Source organism: Pseudoclavibacter sp. VKM Ac-2888 (assembly GCF_015351285.1).
Taxonomy (GTDB): domain Bacteria; phylum Actinomycetota; class Actinomycetes; order Actinomycetales; family Microbacteriaceae; genus Pseudoclavibacter.
Window position 1 is genome coordinate 1,112,505 of sequence record NZ_JADKSM010000001.1, and the last position, 15,034, is coordinate 1,127,538.

Below are 15,034 nucleotides of genomic sequence, written 5' to 3' on the forward strand. Positions count from 1 at the left end.
GCTCCACCCGGTGAAGCCGCCGCTCTTGATACCGAGGCCATGCTTACTGCCCTCATACCGGTTGCCTGTGAAGAACGTAAGCACGGCGCCATCAGCGCGTGCGACGTGCACCGCGAAGTCGTTCATTTCCAAGGTGACGCCTCCGCTTCATCCCGCATCACTCGGCGCATCTCGTCGACCAGGTCACGCACGTCGAACTTCGTAGCCCCGTCGATCTGCCAGTTGTTGGTGAACTGGCGAGAGTCCGTCGCGTTCGTGCTCGCGTACGACGGCGACGAGTAGGACACGTTCGACTGCGACGCGACCTGCCCCCAACCGCCGTACGGGTCCCCGCCCAGCGCGAGGCCCTGGAAGGCTCCCCGCTGGATGAGCTCGCGCATCCGGTAGACCGCGTCCTGGCCGCCGAGCATGTCGACGTCGCGCGCCGTGAGGACGTGCTCGCCAGGGGCGAGCATGAACGGCATCGAGTCGACGCCTTTCGGTCCGGGCCCGTGGATGGCGCCACCAGCTGCCTTGCCCGTCATGGCGCCGTTGGAGCGGATCTCCTGCGTGCCCGACGCCGTGTTGGTGTAGATCGTGATGACACGGCCGTTGTTGTTGTTGATGAACGTGTCGATGGAGCCCTGCGCGCCGTCCGTGTTCGCACCGATCTGCGTGACGATGCTGCCCGGCACGGTGCCGAGCGCGAACACGTACTGGCCGATGCGGAGCCGAGCCTCGTCAGCGTTCTCGACGATCTCGGTCGCGACCTGGTCCGGGATGCCAACGAGCTGGTCCGCGTAGGCGCGAGCCTGCTCCTCGGAGAGCCCCATCTGCAGGCCGAGGTCGTAGACCTGATCCCACCCGGACTGCAGCGCGGCCTGCATCTGCTCCGCGCTGCCCGTGGTATTCCACAGGTCGGCGGCGTAGTCGCGAGTCGCCTGCCCGACGTCCATGAGCGACTGCATGGCGTTGCGCCCGCCCTCCGCTTGGAGGTTGAGCTTGCCCGTCATGCCGTCGACAAGGGTTTCCCCCTCGTCGAGCTGCTCGTTGAAGTCCTCGAGCCCTTCCCGCGCCTGGTCGACGGCGTCGAAGTAGTCCATCTCCGCACCGAGCGAGTCGTAGAGGATGCTGTTGTAGTTCGACAGCTCCTCAGCGAGGCCAGCTATCGCACCCGACGCGTCCTCGGCTTGTGATGCCTGCCCGGAGAGGGCTTCCGAGTAGTCGTCGACGACGGGCGTGCTCTGCTCAGTCGCGAATCGGGCCAGCTGCTGCTGCCCGGCGAGCGTCTCGAGGTCGCCGATCACGACGCCCTGCGCGTTCGCCTGCTCGAGCAGCGCGTCACGGTACGCGGGCATCTCACCCAGGAGGGTGGTCAGCTGCTCCGTGCTGCCGTCCGTCTCGTCCGCGAGGATCTTGAACTTCTCGGCCGCGACGAGCGGGTCGAGGTCGGCGAGCGCTTCGCCCATCTCCTTGAGTCGGCTCTTCGCGTCCCAGAACCCGGTGTCGAAGAACTCCCCGAACTTCCAGGGCTCGTCAGCCTGCGCGCGAATGTCGGTGAGTAGCTGCGGGAGGTCCGCGAGCTGCTTCATGCCCTGCTCGTCGAGGTAGCCCTCGAAGAGCTTCTGGTCGGCCTTCGCGACGGTCTGGAACAGCGTGGCCGCGTCGGTCGCGCCCTTGAGCTTGTTCTCTGCCTCTTCCGTGGAGAGCGACAGTGCCCGTGACGCGGCCTCCAGGCCCGCCACGGCGGCTGCTGCGGCCACGACGGCCACGGCTACCGGGCTGCTCAGCGCGGCGACGACAGCGGCGCGTGTGGCCGCTGCGGTGATGCCGAGCGAGACGAGCGCGGCCTGGGTGGCGGCGACCTGCGGGATGATGACCAGCGCGGACCCGCCGATGAGGAGGATGCCACCCGCCAGGGCCGTGGCCGTGAGGAATGCGCCCTGCATGGCCGGGTCCGCGTCACCGATCGCGTTAACCATCTCGGTAGCCGACTGCACGACCTGACGGAGTGGCCCCTGCGCGCTCGACCCGATACGGATCATGGCGGTTTCCCACGCGCCCGTCATCTCCTCGACGTCGCCGCCGAGGTTGTCGAGGCGCGCGGAGGCGACCTGGGCGGCGTAGCCGGAGTCGTCTACCTGGCTAATCCATCCGGCAATGCCCTCCTCGCCTTCGGCGTAGAGGACGTTCGCGGCGCGGATAGCGTCTTGGCCGAAGATGATCGCCATGGCCGCGTCACGAGCTGCCGGCGACAGGTCCTTCATCTTCGACTGCAGCTGACCGGCGAGGCCGGACATGCCGATGAACTCGCCGTTTGCGTTGCGTGTCTGGATGCCGAGCTCGGTGAGCATGTCGGCGGCCTCGCCCGATGGGTTCGTGAGGCGCATCAGCATGGTGCGGAAGCTCGTGCCGGCGTCGGAGCCGAGGAGGCCCGCGTTCGCGAAGGCGGTCAGCGAGCCGACCGTCTCCTCGACGGAGAGGCCCATCTGGGAGGCGACGAGGCCGGACTGGTTGAGGGCCTGGCCGAGGTCGCCCACGGAGCCCTGGGCCTTGCCAGCACCGGCTGCGAGGAGGTCGGCGACGTGCACTGCCTTGTCCCCGGCGAGCTTGAACTGCGACAGAGTCGTCGCGGTCTGCTCGGCTGCATCGGCCACGGACAGTTCACCGGCCGCGGCGAGGTCGAGGGCACCCGTGAGGGCTCCGCCGAGGATGTTCGACGTGGAGAGGCCCGCCTTGCCGAGCTCCTCGATGCCCGCTGCGGCTTCGGTGGCGGTGAAGACCGTCGACTGGCCCGCCTCGAGTGCGGCGTCCCGGAGGATGCCCATCTGCTCGGCGGGCGCCATCGTCGCGGACTGCACCGACGACATTGCCGACTCGAACTTCGAGGACGTCATGACCGCGGAGAGCGCGAACGCCGTCAGCGCAGCGCCGGCGACGGTCATCTGCGTGCCGACGTGCTGCATCGCCTGCTCTTGCGACATGAGGCGGTCGCCGAGCGCCGCCTGTGCCGCCTCGAGGTCTTCCGTGGCCTGCGCCGCCTGCTTCGCCTTCGCGAGGTAGTCGGCGTTGTTCATTCCGAGAGTGACGAGAACGCTCTTCACGGCACCCCCCTGTGTTGAGTTATCTGGGGACCTTGGTCACCTCGTAGATGAGGCCCGCGCGAGCGAACCGCTTGGCGTCCTCATCGAGGCTCTTGAGCGAGCCCGTGGTGAGTTCACGCTCGAACTCGGCTCTCGCGAGCTCGATCGCCTTCACGGCGTAGTTGGTGCGCGTGCTGACCTGCCACTCGAACGCGCCGTAGCCGTTCTGCGGGTCACCCTCTGGGTTGACCTCGTCAGCGAACAGGTGACCTCGTGGGGACGTCTGCGCCTGCTTGTCGCGGGCGGCGTGCATGAGGTCCAGATCCTCGCGCGAGAACTCCGGTTCGCCGGCTTCGGGTGCCCACCCCCAGAGGATGCGGGGTGAGCGGCCGAGGTCGATAGCAAGGAGAACGTCGCGGAACAGGCGAGGGTCTGCGTCTAGCCTTTTTTTGCCGCGGTGTATCCACCCGAGTAGACGACCTCGTTGACGCTGAACTGAGCGATGACGAGGGAGGTGAGGTCGCCGTAGCCGATGTTCGCGAACACGTTCTGCCACACCTTTGGGGTGGGCTTTTCCGCCTCCTCGCCGTCGACCTCGAGCGCAGAGATCTCGAGTGCGGCCTTCGTTGCCGCGTAGGCGTCGACGCCGTACCGGTGGTCCAGGACAGACCACTTGCTCTTGTCCTCTGGAAGCGGGTTGAGAGCCTTGACAGCCTGCCACTCGTGCGGCGGAAGCTCGACGACGCGGATGACCGCGAACTTGTCGCGGATCGACTCGATGAATTCCTCGAACTCGTGCTTTGCCGTGGTGTACGCCTGCAACGAGAAGCGGGGGTCGCCGTCGTACCCTTCCTGCGTGCTGAGCGCGTACTCTTCCTGCGCCTTGAGCATCTTGTTCGTGAGTCGCTTCTGCTCGCCGAGGAGTTCTCGGTCGAAGAGGACGTCAACGTCCTCGTATTCGCGGGTGGCTTCGTTGGCGTGGTCGTTGAGCTTGCTCATGAGTCTGATCTCCCATCAGTTCCCATCGGAGTGGTGCTCGGGGCGGGCGGATGGGATACGCCCGCCCCGAGGCTCTGGTGCCGCGCTACGCGGCCAGCGCGACCTGGTCCTTGAGGACCGGCTGCTGGTAGCCGTAGGTCACGACCTTCGTGCGCACGGAGTTCGTGTGCGGGGACTTGACCTTGCTCTTGACCTCGACGTTGTGGAAGTCCCACTTGTCGGTGGCGCTGATCGCCTGGTTGTGGGGCACGGCGTCTCGGACGGCGATGATGAACTCGGTGTCCTCGATGAGCAGCGGGTCCGCGACTGCCGCGGCGCTGCCGTAGACGATCGTCGACACGAGCGTGTCGGTGGCGAGGCCTCGCTCTTCGCGCTTCTGTGGGAACGTGAGGCGGTCGTCGGGGAGCATCTCGTAGCCGGGCGTGTAGACGAACCCGTCGGGCACGTGGCTGTAGGTGATGTCGACGGCGCCGGCGGCGTTCATCTCCGCGATCGTGGCCTTGCCGGTCGGCGAGAGGACAGCGCTGCGCGGGATGGCGAGGATGAGGAGGTTCCCGAGGCCCTTGACGGACTTTTCGGGAGGGGTGAGGGTGATCATGCGGCGCTACCTTTCGGTTTCGGGCCGCACGGGCGGCTCATCTTCGGACTCAGCGGGCGCTTCGTCCTCGGTCTGCGTGGGGGCGGGGAGTTCCGCGCCGAGCGTCGCGGCGCGCGCGAGCTCCTCGACGGTCGGGCCCTCGGTGATGGACTCACGTCGGGTGGACGGCGCGGCGTGCTTGCCCGCGTCGCCCTGGTAGGGCTTGAAGAATTGCGGGAGGTCGTCCAAGTACGAGGCCGGGACCTCGATCGGGCGGCCTCCCGGGCCTTCGGCGAGTGCGATGTCCTTGCTCATGGGAGCGTCTCCTAGCTGGGTTCTGAGGTGAATCGGTAGAGAGTGAGCACGACCCACACCGTGGGGCGCGCGTCGTCGTCGGGGAAGGTCTCGGTCGGCCCGCGTTCGATCTGCGAGCAGACGCGGCCCTCGAGTTCGAGTTCGATGCCGAACTTCATCGGCGGGGGCCGGAGGCGCGCGTCGACTTCCTCGGCATGCCACATGGCCTGCGCGAGATCGGTTCCGGTGCATCGCACGGCGAACAGCAGCTGCTCGGCCGAGTAGGGCCCCGTCATGCGTGTCTGCTCGTCCTCGGGTATGGCCGGGCTGATGAGCACGTGCGGGGCGGGTTTCTTGGTCCGTCCGATGTCGACACGGTCCGCGATCGCGCCGGTGGCGATGGCGGCCTTGAAGGCGGCGAGTTCGAGCTTCATCGGAGCAGGTCCTCGAGCGTTTGCGCAGCTGCGATCTCGATGCCGCGTACGAAGTCCTCTTCGTTCGCTTCGAGGGCGGTCTCGAGGTGCGCGAAGGGTGGGTTGTTGCGGGACCCATACTCGAAGAGGTTGCCGAGGGGGCCCTGCCGGCGTTCCTTGTCGGGGCCGATCTCCCAGGCGATGTCATTGACCCGGTCGATGGTTTCGTACCCGATCGCGTGCGGGTAGGCGCGCGCGGAGCCGCTCGTGAAGTCGCTCTGTGCGAGCGCCTTCGACTCGTCTTTAACGCGGCGGGCCGTGACGGTGCCGGCCTTCTTGAGGTTCACGCGTGACACCGCGTCGAAGTTCTCGAAGCTCGCGGCGAGCCGCTGCACCTGCGAGTTGTCGAAGGTGGACGTCACACGATCACCTCCGTGGTGCGGAACTTGCGAGCCGTGATCTGCGAGCCGCCATACGGCTCATTGATGCGGAACTTCCGACCGACGAGGCTGCCGTCGTAGACGGACGTCTCGACGGTGAACTCGTCGCCTGGTCGCACGTCGAGCACACTCGGCGGGAGATGCAGCACCGGGTCCGTGATGACCACGAGCCGGCCCTGACTGTCGCGAGCATCCGCCTCAGCCGTCGGCGCCTTCACACGAGCCGCACCGGCGTAGACCGTGACCAGGGCCTCCTCGTACAGGCCCGTCGCCTCGTTCCACACCTTGACGCCCTCGCGAGTGAGCGTCCCCGTCTCCGTGCGGAGCCGCTCCGCGTGCTTGCGTCCGCGACTCAGGAGACCTCGAACCGACATCGCCGCCCCCTACCAGCCCGGATACCACGGGATCGGCTGACCATCAGGCGTCGGCACCAAGCCCGACACCGTCGGCGCAGCACGACGCGTCGTCGACACCACGCCAAGGCCACCGTGCTTGCGCGCAGCGGTCAGCGCCTCGAGCGTGCGAACCTCCGTCGCCGTGAGATACGCGCCGGCCTCCTGGACCTTGAACGACTCCGAGTGGTCGTCGAGCGAGCCCTGAGTCAGCGCCTCACGGTTGTCGTAGATGCGCGACGCGCAGTAGATCGTGACCATCTCGACATCGTCGGGGCGGTTCGCGAGGAGCTTTCCGTCCTCATCGAGCCAGGTCTTGCCCGTCACGTTGCGGACGAGGACGGACGCCGCACGGAGACACCGAAGTGCCCGCTTGGCGTCCGCCTCCTCCGAGATTTCCTCCCCGATCCATTCGGCGAGGTCGGTGACCGTTGCGAGTGGAGTCGGGGAGGCCATTACTCCTCCACGCCGACGGAGACCGCGAACTTCGGCTCGAGCGTGGTCGCGCCAAAGAAGGTGTCGACGATCGACTGGTCCTCGAGCTGCAGGGGGTTGTAGTGCTGAATCCAGCGCAGCGCGAACCCACCGTCCGAGGCCGTGCCCGAGAACGCGGCACCCTTCGGCGGGGCCGAGGGGCGCGTCACGAAGGCGAACGCGTCCTTGTGGTAGGCGATGCCGAACGTCTCCGGGAGCGCCGGGTCTGCGACGATGTCGAAGCCGAACAGGCGACCGATGGTCGCGTTGCGCAGCGTCTCGGTCGTGCCCGACTCGTTCGCCTTCTGGAGCAGCTCGTCACTCAGCGCGGCGGCCTCACCCGCGGAGCCGACCGCGAACGTGCGACCCGTGGTCGGGACCTTGCGGTCGTTGAGGACGCGACGCATCTGGATGAGCACCTGACGGAAGTTGGAGCCATCCGGGAGGATGTCCGGGACGATCGCCTCTCCCACCGCAGCGTTGGCGATCGCCGTCATGCGGGCCACCAGGGGCACCGCGAGGCCATCGACGACCGACTCAGCCTGCGGCTTGAGGACCTGCTTCGTCATGTCCGTGAGACGGAACGTCGCGAAGTCGTCCGGCAGCCGAACCGCGTTGTAGATCTGGTCCTCGAGCGTGACCGGGACCCACTTCTGGTTCAGGTCGTTGAACTGGATGGCCTCGCGCGCATCGCGCTTGGCCTTGGTGTAGACCTTCGCCTCACCCGCCGTGATGGGGGCGAGAACGTTGACGGTCTGGCCACGGCCGGCGACGAACTCCGTGGAGAAGTCCTGACGCACCGTGCGGGGCAGGTTGCTGAGGTGGCGGATCCCGGCGATGGTCGCCTTCGCCGCCTCCTCAGGCTTGAACAGCAGATGTGCCATGCGGCACCTCCAAAGGATATGAAAGACGAAACGCGCCACCTCGTGGTGACGCGGGCGTGCGGTGGGAACTGGCTACTTGAAGACGTCCGCGGCGAACTTGTCGAGGTCGCCGACGACTGCATCGTCGGGGAGATCGTTGCCGCCGCCTCCCTTGAGCTTCACGTTGGGCTGGTTCGTCGGCGGCCGGCGACCCTGGGTGAGCTCGAGCAGCTGCTCGGCGTCCTCCAGGAGCGCTTCCTTCGTGTCGCCGACGAGGCGCTTGGCGAGGTTCGCGGGGAGCCCGGTGTCCAGAGCGACCTGCAGTCGAAGGTTCTCCGCCTCCAGGGCGGTGACCTTCTCGCTGCTGCCCTCGGAGTCCTTGGCCTTGGCCTCGGCTTCCTTGGCGCGCTTGCGGAGCGTGGCGGCTTCGGAGTTGAGCTTGCGGATCTTCTCCTGGACCTTGGACAGGTCGGCCGCTTCCGCGCCTTCCTGCTTGTCGCCCTTGGCGTCGTCGTTCTCGGTGCCGTCGGCCTGCTCCTGGCTGGCGTCCTGCTCCTCGATGTCGGCGTCGTCGTTGCCGGTGCTGTCGTTCTGGTTCTCGTTGCCTGTTTCCATGATGTGTTGCCCTCCCGGGGCGGTTCAGGGCGCCGCCAGGGCGCCGTTAGACCTCACCGTCGGTGATGAAGTCGAGATTCTTGTTGCGCACGACTGGGGAGTCCTTGAAGACCCCGTTCGCTCGCATCAGAGGCAGAATGTTCCTCTCCGTCCGCGGCAGGCCCAGCGCATCCACCTGAGCGGCGGCCCGCTGGTACTCGTCGATCGCGTACAGCTCGGACTCGTTCGGGATCCATGCCCCGTAGACGATCTCGGCGGTGCATCCGCAGTGCCCGTGGTAGCGCAGGCCTTCGCCTCCGCCGCGAGTCGGACGCATCACGTCCCCGGCCGTTGATGCCTGCGTCCCGTAGATCGGGCCCCGGGAGGCGAGCATCGCGCAGAACGTGCACGGGTTGCCGTCGGTGACTCGACGCCAGCCGACCGCACGCTGATCGGAGCGGGCAGTCTCATCGACCGTGCGGCGTCCTCCGGCCATCGTGGCGCGGCGGACGATGCCGCCGTACTTCGTGACGGCGGCCGCGTGCGCCTCGGGCCCGGTGAGGCCCTTGTTGATGAGTGCCTTCACCCGGTTCGGCCCGTTGATGAGGAGCATCGCTCGGACTTCCTCGGCGTCGAAGTCGGCGCCGGCCGGAATCACCGGCCGTCCGACCTCGGCGCGCTGGTACTCCTCGAGGTACGCCGCGGCCATCGCCACCGAGGCGTCGTGCTGACGCTCGGCGACGACGAGATTCGCGGCCATCCACATCGGGACGGATGCGTCGATGTCATCGACGTCGAGGCGAGGCCAGAGCGCCCGAGCGGCGACTTCCGCTTGGGCCCCGACTCGGATCTGCGCGAGGCGGTGCGCCTCGGTGAGTGCCCGCCCGTCAGCCGTTCGTGCCATTGGACTGCTCGATGAGCGTCCGCGCGAGCTGCTCGTCCGCGCTCGGGTGCTTCTCCCGATACTCGATCCAGGACTTCGCTTCCTCTGCGGTGACGGAGGGGATGCGATCCCAGAGCAGCTCGGGCGGGATCTTGAGCATCGTCGCGAGCTTGCCGAGCGCGTCTCCGGCCTGAGCCATGGACCGCGATTCGAGATCCGCCCAGGAGATGACGAGCGAGAAGTCGTTCGCGTCCCGCGAGCGCCCCTCGATGTGCGCGGCGAGGCGGAGCACCTGGGCGTGGGAGTCCCCGAAGCCAACCTTCCGCTCACCCGCCTTGAGGTCCAGCATGGAGCGGGCTTCGGCCAGGGTGTCAGCGCCCAAGTTCGCGAGGTTGCCGGTGAGGGCGTGCGCGGGCGTTTGGCTGATCGCGGCGAGGTCCATGATGTCGGATTCGTGGGCGGCGTTGAATCCCTCCATCGACGTTTCGTCGAGGGTGTCGAACTGGACGCCTTCACCGCCGGTGAGAATGTCCTCGTTGCTCAGCTTGAGCTTCTCCGCGGCGCGCTCTTCGTCGGTGAGGTCACCGAGGTCGAGCCCGGTGGCGGTGCGGACCTTCCACGAGTTGAAGTGCTGCACGGCGAGGCGGTCGTACACCGTCTTGTTGATGCGGCGGGCGTTCTTGATGAACGGTTCCACCTCGCCGACCGTGCGGGCCTCGAGGTCGATCGAGTTCGAGTAGCGGATGAGCGGGGCAACGCCGGCGCCGTGCTCCTCGCCCGTCACGTAGACGAGGCTCCCGTTCTGCTCTCGCACGAGGGTGTGCACGTAGACGTCGTCGGTGAGCGTGTACCCGTTGCTGCTGGTCTTCTTGAGGTAGTAGGCCGGGTAGTCGTCGACGATGGGGTCCGCGTAGACGGCGTAGACGTTGCGCGGCGAGTGGTTGCGGATGACCGCGCCCGTATCGCCGGGGAGCACCTCGGAGTACGCGTAGCCGAAGGTGAGCGCGGCGCGGTGTAGCGCGCGCTGCCGCGAGTGGCAGCGGTTGCGCTGCCACGGCAGCCAGATCTTCGAGATGTCCTCGACCTCGCTGGAACGGACGAGCTCCGCGACCAGCTGCTGCGCAACCGTCGTCACGACGAGACCCAGCCACGGCGAGTCCGCGATGTCCTTCAGCTCCCGGTGCTCCTTCGACGAGCGGACCGCGATGTCGTTCTCCGGCTTCCACCGCGACCACTCGTCGATCACATCGAGGCGGATCTTCTCCGTCTCGAAAGCCGGAAGCAGCACGTCCTGAGCGAGCTCCAACGTGCCGGAACCAGTCACCACAGCTGACCACCTCGCTTCTTCTTCGTGTTGAGGATGCGGCGACGCACCATGCGGGCGCCCACCATGCAGACAGCGAGGTCGATCTTGCGTTTCGATTCGCGGTGCTCTTTGCCGATGGACACGTACCCGGCGACCGGGTAGCGGCGAGCGTTGAGGATGTGCCGGCGCAAACGCGCGTCACCGTCGAAGGTGAACGCGCCGTCCTTCATCTCCTGCAGCGTCACGCCGACGGCCTCCGCGAACGCGACCGTGTTGGACCTGTCAGCCATGTCGAACATAACCGCGTGCCCAGTGCCGGTCTTGCGAGACCCAGACGCCCAGATGCGCAACCTCGTCTTGTAGAGGCGATGCCACTTGTCGAACAGCGGCATCCAGTAGGACGACGCCGACTCGTCCTCGAGCGAGTGCGACGGGTCCCCGAAGAACCCGACGACCCGGTAGGTCGAGAAGGTAGCTTCTACTGCTTCGTCGACCCGCTCGCGCGGCACGACCCAGCCGTCGCCGCGCTTCCCGGGAGGGCGCTGCCACATGTCGATCGTGAAGACGTGACCGTCCGACATGCGCACGCCCACGAGGCCGGTCGCGTCGTCCGACTTCGAGCAGTCGAGGAACATGACGATCTCTTCGCCCGGCTCCACGACCTTGTCGGGCGCCTTCAGCGGGTCGAGCTCGTCCGTGTCCGTCCACGCATCCTCGGCCGCGCGCACCTGGTTGTACCACTTGCGTCGCGACTCGGATGGCGTGTTCAGGGGGTTGGCGATCGACTTCGCGATTCGGCCGGCCGCGTCGAGCCAGATGGCGTCGCCGCGGACTGCTTTGACGACGTCGACGACGGAATCGACGGTAAGCGGAGCCTTCGGCGGGGCCTCGAGGGAGTCGTACATGAGGCCGTAGTCCACAAACTCGGGGCTCGAGCCCTGCGTGGATTCCCACGCCTCACGCGTGCGCTGGCCGACGGAGTCCTCGCCCGGCCGGTACGCGTTGCAGAGATCCAGCATGCGAGCAGGAGAGTCGACCTCGGCCTTCGCCGCGTTTCCCTCGATCGCGCCGGCCATGTCGTGCCCGGAGTTCGACGAGTTCCAGTTCTGCGTCTCGTTGCGCACGATCAGCGTCGGGCGGCCTCCCTCGATCGCCATCGGCGAGGAGGTGACCGCTTCGATCTGTCTGGTGTCGTTGAGACCCCACACGTTCCGCTTGCCGATCTGGATCCCATAGTGCGCCTGCGCTTCGCGCGACACCAGCGACGGGAACAGCTTCATCGTGTTCTGCGTCTGCGTGATCGACACCGCAACGATCTGCACCCACGCGGTCGGCTGCTCGCGCCCTACAGCGCGGTCACCGTCGAAGTGGTCGAAGACGACCTCGCCGAACATGGCCGCGATGGACAGGCACGCGGCGACGGGGTCCTTGCCCCAACCCTTCAGCCGCTGCAGCACGGCCGAGTGGTAGAGGAAGGTGCCCGTCTCGTCGACGGCGAAGTACCAGAGGATGAACCGGGTCTGCTCCGGGGTGAACTGCCACGGGTGACCCTTGCGGTCGCGGAGCCAGTGCCCACACCACGCGAGGATGCGCCAGCCCAGAGAGTGCTGCGGCAGCACCCATCCGTTCGACCACTGCCATGTCGGCCCGAGCTTGATGGGCTCCCACTGAAGATCGGCCGGCGGGAATGCCCGCTCGAGCTGACCCTCGTACCAGGTGATGATCTGCTGGAACTCGTCCTCGGCCGTCGTGAGCAGCGTCAGGCTGCTACGACGCCTGGCCATGTGCACCCCAGCGGGTCTGCGCTGCGTTGCGCTGCTGGTTGGCGGGCGAGGCGTCTGTGTCCGGGAGCTTCAGCCCGCGCAGGATGGTCGCGAGCGTCGCGCGGTGCTGGCGCAGCTCGCTGACGAGCGGGTGCGGGACGAGCTGGCCCATCGACCCCTTGACGGTGAGCGTCGCCGTCTTGAGTTCTTTCTCCATGCGGTCGATGAGGTCGACCTCGAAGCACGCGGCCTTGAGCACGACGAGCTCGTCCTGACGAAGCTCGTACGCCTCGAGGGTCTCTGTCCACAGTCGCTTGCCACCGACCTTGAGGCCGACAGGCTTGGGCGCGATCGTTCCCGCCATGGTGTGCCTCCTGGGCGCTCGAAGCGCCACCGGGGCGCGCCTACTTGCTCGGCACCACCAGAGGAGCCAGAGTCCGAGGCGCTGAACCATGCCGTTGCCCGGTCACCACGATGTAGCGACCGCGCGAGTACACCTCGACGTTGCGTCCGTCCCGGATCTTGCGGCCCGGTGCCTCCTCGAGGAGCCCGAAGACGTGCAAGCCAGTGCCCGAGACGCTGACCTCGACGTAGGTGCTTGGGTTCGCGTCGAGGATGCTCTGCGCCCAGGGGGCGACGACGTCGCCGTCGAGGCAGTGGTCGAGATCGATGCAGCCGATGCCGAGACCGAGGACGAATCCGACGCCAGATCCGGTCGTCGCGCTGGCCGCGGCAGCGTGCGACGACCACGTCGACGCGTCGGTGGAGGAGGCCGCGGAGCCATCGATACGCAGCGGCACCTTCGTCACCTTGCCGCGTCGCAGCACGGGTTTCCACCGCACCCAGCGGGGCTGCTCGGTGAGCTCGGCGGGGAGTTTTGCACGGTTTCTGTGGTGGTAGACGCGGCATTTCGTGGTGCAGAACTTGGCGTCGGCGCGGACGGTGACCATCGTGGTCCCGCATTCGGCGCAGCGCTTCGTCTCCATGCCCCGATTCTAGCACCTGTTACGGATAATCCCCGGAATCATGCGGAAGTTGCGGCACTCGTCGGGAACGTGCCCGCAGATGCGAGCACAGGATCTGCCAGCGACTTCGAGACCCGCGAGAGGGGTGAAACCGCCTCAGAATCGATCCTCGAGGCCCTCAGAAGGGGCCTGAAAAACACAGAGAAAGCGCATGCAGTTCGAGAATTGCTATCCGACGGTTGCCGGACTGTGGCCGGAGGGGGTACCCCCCTGGGTCCGGCGGAGCGAGTTCGGAGCGACCCTCGATCGGGTCGACGTCGACGAGCTCGAGCATCATCTTAGCCTGCCTGGATGCCCCTCAGCAGGCCTGCGACGCAGCGCTGCTGCCTCACGATTGCGGGCCGCAGTCTCACGCGCTGTCTTCGCCTTGTGGCAGGGCTCCGACAACCACTGCAGGTTCGCGAGTGAGTGGTCGTCGCCGGCCCTGACGTGATCCGCGTCCGACCCTCGACCGTCGCACTCGGCCACGTGCGCCGCAGCCTGGCACAGCCCGCGCGCCCTGGCCTTCACCTGGGCACGGACGACAGGCCAGTCTGCAGGCAGACGCGCACGCCTCGTACTGCCAGCCCAAGGCATGACTAGCCGAGGCCGAGGTACTTGTTCAGCTCAGCCGCCTGCTCCTTGTCCAGCGGCAGAGTGACAGTGAAGCTCAGGTGACTGGCGAAGGTGTTGGTGTACGCCAGGCCCTGCACGGCCACCTCGGGGTTCAGCCCGGTCACCTCGCGGGCGTACGCCTCGAGGCGCTCGGCGGTGTCGGCGCTCGCGGTGGTCTGGATGCTTGCAGTCACGGTGTGTCTCCTAGTTGTTGCCGGGGATGATGCACTCGTTGTCGTCTTCGTCCATGCCACACCGCCCAGCGTCGGGAAGCAATCGCGCTCTTATCGTGCCCGGGGCGCGTGACCGGATGCACACCCCATAGCTGTGGTTGCACGGTGAGGTGGAGGTGAGGCACCGGACATGCGAACGACCCCAGCCCTCGATGGGGTCCAGGGTCGTTCGACGAAATCCTCGATCAGGCCAGGTCGTGGCCCGTGCCTCGCTTGTAGATCTCTGCCGTCGACATGCTGCCGATGACTTCGCCGTTCTGTCGCTGCACGCGCACTTCGTCGATGCGCGGTCGCAGCCGGGCGCCGAGTTCGTCGTTGAAGGCAATCACAGTCCCGGGAAACGTGGCCAGGTTGTCGAACGGGGACAGATGTAACAGCACCTCGAGCGGCACGTTGTTGTGTGCCTCGTTGAGGTGGACCACCACGGCTCGCCCTTCGAGTGTGACCCGCTCGACGTGCTTGGCAAGCATGACGCCTGCCTCGGCCCGCTCAGTGAAATAGGTGGCGAACGCGTCTGTAACTTCGATGTCGCTGGCGATCTCGTCCATGACTTTCCTCGTTTCGATCAGGCGCTGGTAGAGGTCACCGTATATCGGACCGTGCTCTCTTTGCCTGCTCTAGCCCTCCGAGTCTGACAACGATTTGCGGTCGCTCACGGTGGTGATTCGGACCAGCTTTCTCATCAGCCAGATGCTGCGAACACCGTTTTCGATCAAGAGGAGAGCGCAGTACTGCATGAGGTACGTAGCGATCTTGGCGTCCCACACGGCATCAATAACCGCGGCAGCTCCTGCCACCAACATGGCCAGCATTCCCGCAGACACGACAGCTGTCCAGTTGCTACTGAGCGGAACACCCGCCTTCAAGCGGAAGCGAACGAATGTCAACGATCCAGCAGTGAGCCCAAACACAGAAACCACCCCGGCAAAGCCGGAGAGCAACGCAGCTGCTCCTAGCGCTCCCATTTGCACGGCCAGGCGGGTCTCGCTGAGTTCAGGAGCTATCCAGCCGTCGAAAGCCTCTGGAGCCAGTCGCGTGACCACCGCGTACTCGATGGCGATGGCGAAGGCGAAGATGAGATGGACAACCCACGGCTTCTCGGCCAGCACACGCACGGCGCAA

At 66.7% G+C, this 15,034-nt stretch carries 19 protein-coding genes; all 19 read right to left on the minus strand.

Translation table 11 applies throughout. From position 1 onward, the window contains the following. Positions 1-122: 122 nt before the first annotated feature. The 19 genes from ITJ61_RS05375 to ITJ61_RS05465 all read right to left on the minus strand — a co-directional run bounded on the left by ITJ61_RS05375 (position 123) and on the right by ITJ61_RS05465 (position 15,027). Complete coding sequence (locus tag ITJ61_RS05375) at positions 123-3,083, minus strand: phage tail tape measure protein (RefSeq protein ID WP_194685697.1); 2,961 nt, start codon at positions 3,081-3,083, stop codon at positions 123-125. A 19-nt stretch (positions 3,084-3,102) separates the two neighbouring features. Beyond that, the gene (locus ITJ61_RS05380; protein ID WP_194685698.1) at positions 3,103-3,375 is read right to left on the minus strand and encodes a hypothetical protein; all 273 of its coding nucleotides are present in this window, start codon (positions 3,373-3,375) and stop codon (positions 3,103-3,105) included. Positions 3,376-3,500: 125 nt separating this feature from the next. Continuing rightward, entirely contained in the window at positions 3,501-4,061 is a 561-nt protein-coding gene (locus tag ITJ61_RS05385; protein WP_194685699.1) for a hypothetical protein, read from the minus strand. An 85-nt stretch (positions 4,062-4,146) separates the two neighbouring features. Beyond that, positions 4,147-4,659, minus strand: coding sequence for a hypothetical protein (locus ITJ61_RS05390; RefSeq protein ID WP_194685700.1), 513 nt, complete (start codon positions 4,657-4,659; stop codon positions 4,147-4,149). A gap of 6 nt (positions 4,660-4,665) precedes the next feature. Further along, positions 4,666-4,953 carry a hypothetical protein gene (locus tag ITJ61_RS05395; RefSeq protein ID WP_194685701.1) on the minus strand — a complete coding sequence of 96 codons (288 nt, stop codon included), beginning with the start codon at positions 4,951-4,953 and terminating at the stop codon, positions 4,666-4,668. A gap of 11 nt (positions 4,954-4,964) precedes the next feature. Beyond that, the gene (locus ITJ61_RS05400; protein ID WP_194685702.1) at positions 4,965-5,366 is read right to left on the minus strand and encodes a hypothetical protein; all 402 of its coding nucleotides are present in this window, start codon (positions 5,364-5,366) and stop codon (positions 4,965-4,967) included. After that, complete coding sequence (locus ITJ61_RS05405; protein WP_194685703.1) at positions 5,363-5,767, minus strand: hypothetical protein; 405 nt, start codon at positions 5,765-5,767, stop codon at positions 5,363-5,365. Before ITJ61_RS05405 ends, ITJ61_RS05400 begins: the two co-directional genes overlap by 4 nt. Next, on the minus strand, positions 5,764-6,159 hold the full coding sequence (locus tag ITJ61_RS05410; RefSeq protein ID WP_194685704.1) for a DUF6093 family protein: 396 nt from the start codon (positions 6,157-6,159) through the stop codon (positions 5,764-5,766). The genes ITJ61_RS05405 and ITJ61_RS05410 overlap by 4 nt, the downstream gene beginning before the upstream one ends. Before the next feature lie 9 nt (positions 6,160-6,168). Continuing rightward, positions 6,169-6,633 carry a hypothetical protein gene (locus tag ITJ61_RS05415; RefSeq protein ID WP_194685705.1) on the minus strand — a complete coding sequence of 155 codons (465 nt, stop codon included), beginning with the start codon at positions 6,631-6,633 and terminating at the stop codon, positions 6,169-6,171. Beyond that, a complete protein-coding gene (locus tag ITJ61_RS05420) occupies positions 6,633-7,535 on the minus strand; it encodes a P22 phage major capsid protein family protein (protein ID WP_194685706.1) in 903 nt (300 codons plus the stop codon). Before ITJ61_RS05420 ends, ITJ61_RS05415 begins: the two co-directional genes overlap by 1 nt. Positions 7,536-7,607: 72 nt before the next feature. Continuing rightward, positions 7,608-8,129, minus strand: coding sequence for a hypothetical protein (locus ITJ61_RS05425; RefSeq protein WP_194685707.1), 522 nt, complete (start codon positions 8,127-8,129; stop codon positions 7,608-7,610). 46 nt (positions 8,130-8,175) lie between these two features. Beyond that, on the minus strand, positions 8,176-9,012 hold the full coding sequence (locus tag ITJ61_RS05430) for a hypothetical protein (protein WP_194685708.1): 837 nt from the start codon (positions 9,010-9,012) through the stop codon (positions 8,176-8,178). Next, positions 8,996-10,318, minus strand: coding sequence for a phage portal protein (locus ITJ61_RS05435; RefSeq protein WP_194685709.1), 1,323 nt, complete (start codon positions 10,316-10,318; stop codon positions 8,996-8,998). Before ITJ61_RS05435 ends, ITJ61_RS05430 begins: the two co-directional genes overlap by 17 nt. Then, entirely contained in the window at positions 10,312-12,081 is a 1,770-nt protein-coding gene (locus tag ITJ61_RS05440; RefSeq protein ID WP_194685710.1) for a terminase, read from the minus strand. The genes ITJ61_RS05435 and ITJ61_RS05440 overlap by 7 nt, the downstream gene beginning before the upstream one ends. Continuing rightward, positions 12,065-12,424: a hypothetical protein gene (locus ITJ61_RS05445; RefSeq protein WP_194685711.1), complete on the minus strand. Its 360-nt coding sequence runs from the start codon at positions 12,422-12,424 to the stop codon at positions 12,065-12,067. Before ITJ61_RS05445 ends, ITJ61_RS05440 begins: the two co-directional genes overlap by 17 nt. Positions 12,425-12,464: 40 nt before the next feature. Continuing rightward, complete coding sequence (locus tag ITJ61_RS05450) at positions 12,465-13,046, minus strand: bifunctional DNA primase/polymerase (protein ID WP_194685712.1); 582 nt, start codon at positions 13,044-13,046, stop codon at positions 12,465-12,467. A gap of 617 nt (positions 13,047-13,663) precedes the next feature. Then, on the minus strand, positions 13,664-13,873 hold the full coding sequence (locus ITJ61_RS05455) for a hypothetical protein (protein ID WP_194685713.1): 210 nt from the start codon (positions 13,871-13,873) through the stop codon (positions 13,664-13,666). 224 nt (positions 13,874-14,097) lie between these two features. Continuing rightward, positions 14,098-14,460, minus strand: coding sequence for a hypothetical protein (locus ITJ61_RS05460; protein WP_194685714.1), 363 nt, complete (start codon positions 14,458-14,460; stop codon positions 14,098-14,100). 69 nt (positions 14,461-14,529) lie between these two features. Further along, positions 14,530-15,027, minus strand: a complete 498-nt coding sequence (locus tag ITJ61_RS05465; RefSeq protein WP_194685715.1) for a hypothetical protein — start codon at positions 15,025-15,027, stop codon at positions 14,530-14,532. Positions 15,028-15,034 lie beyond the last annotated feature (7 nt).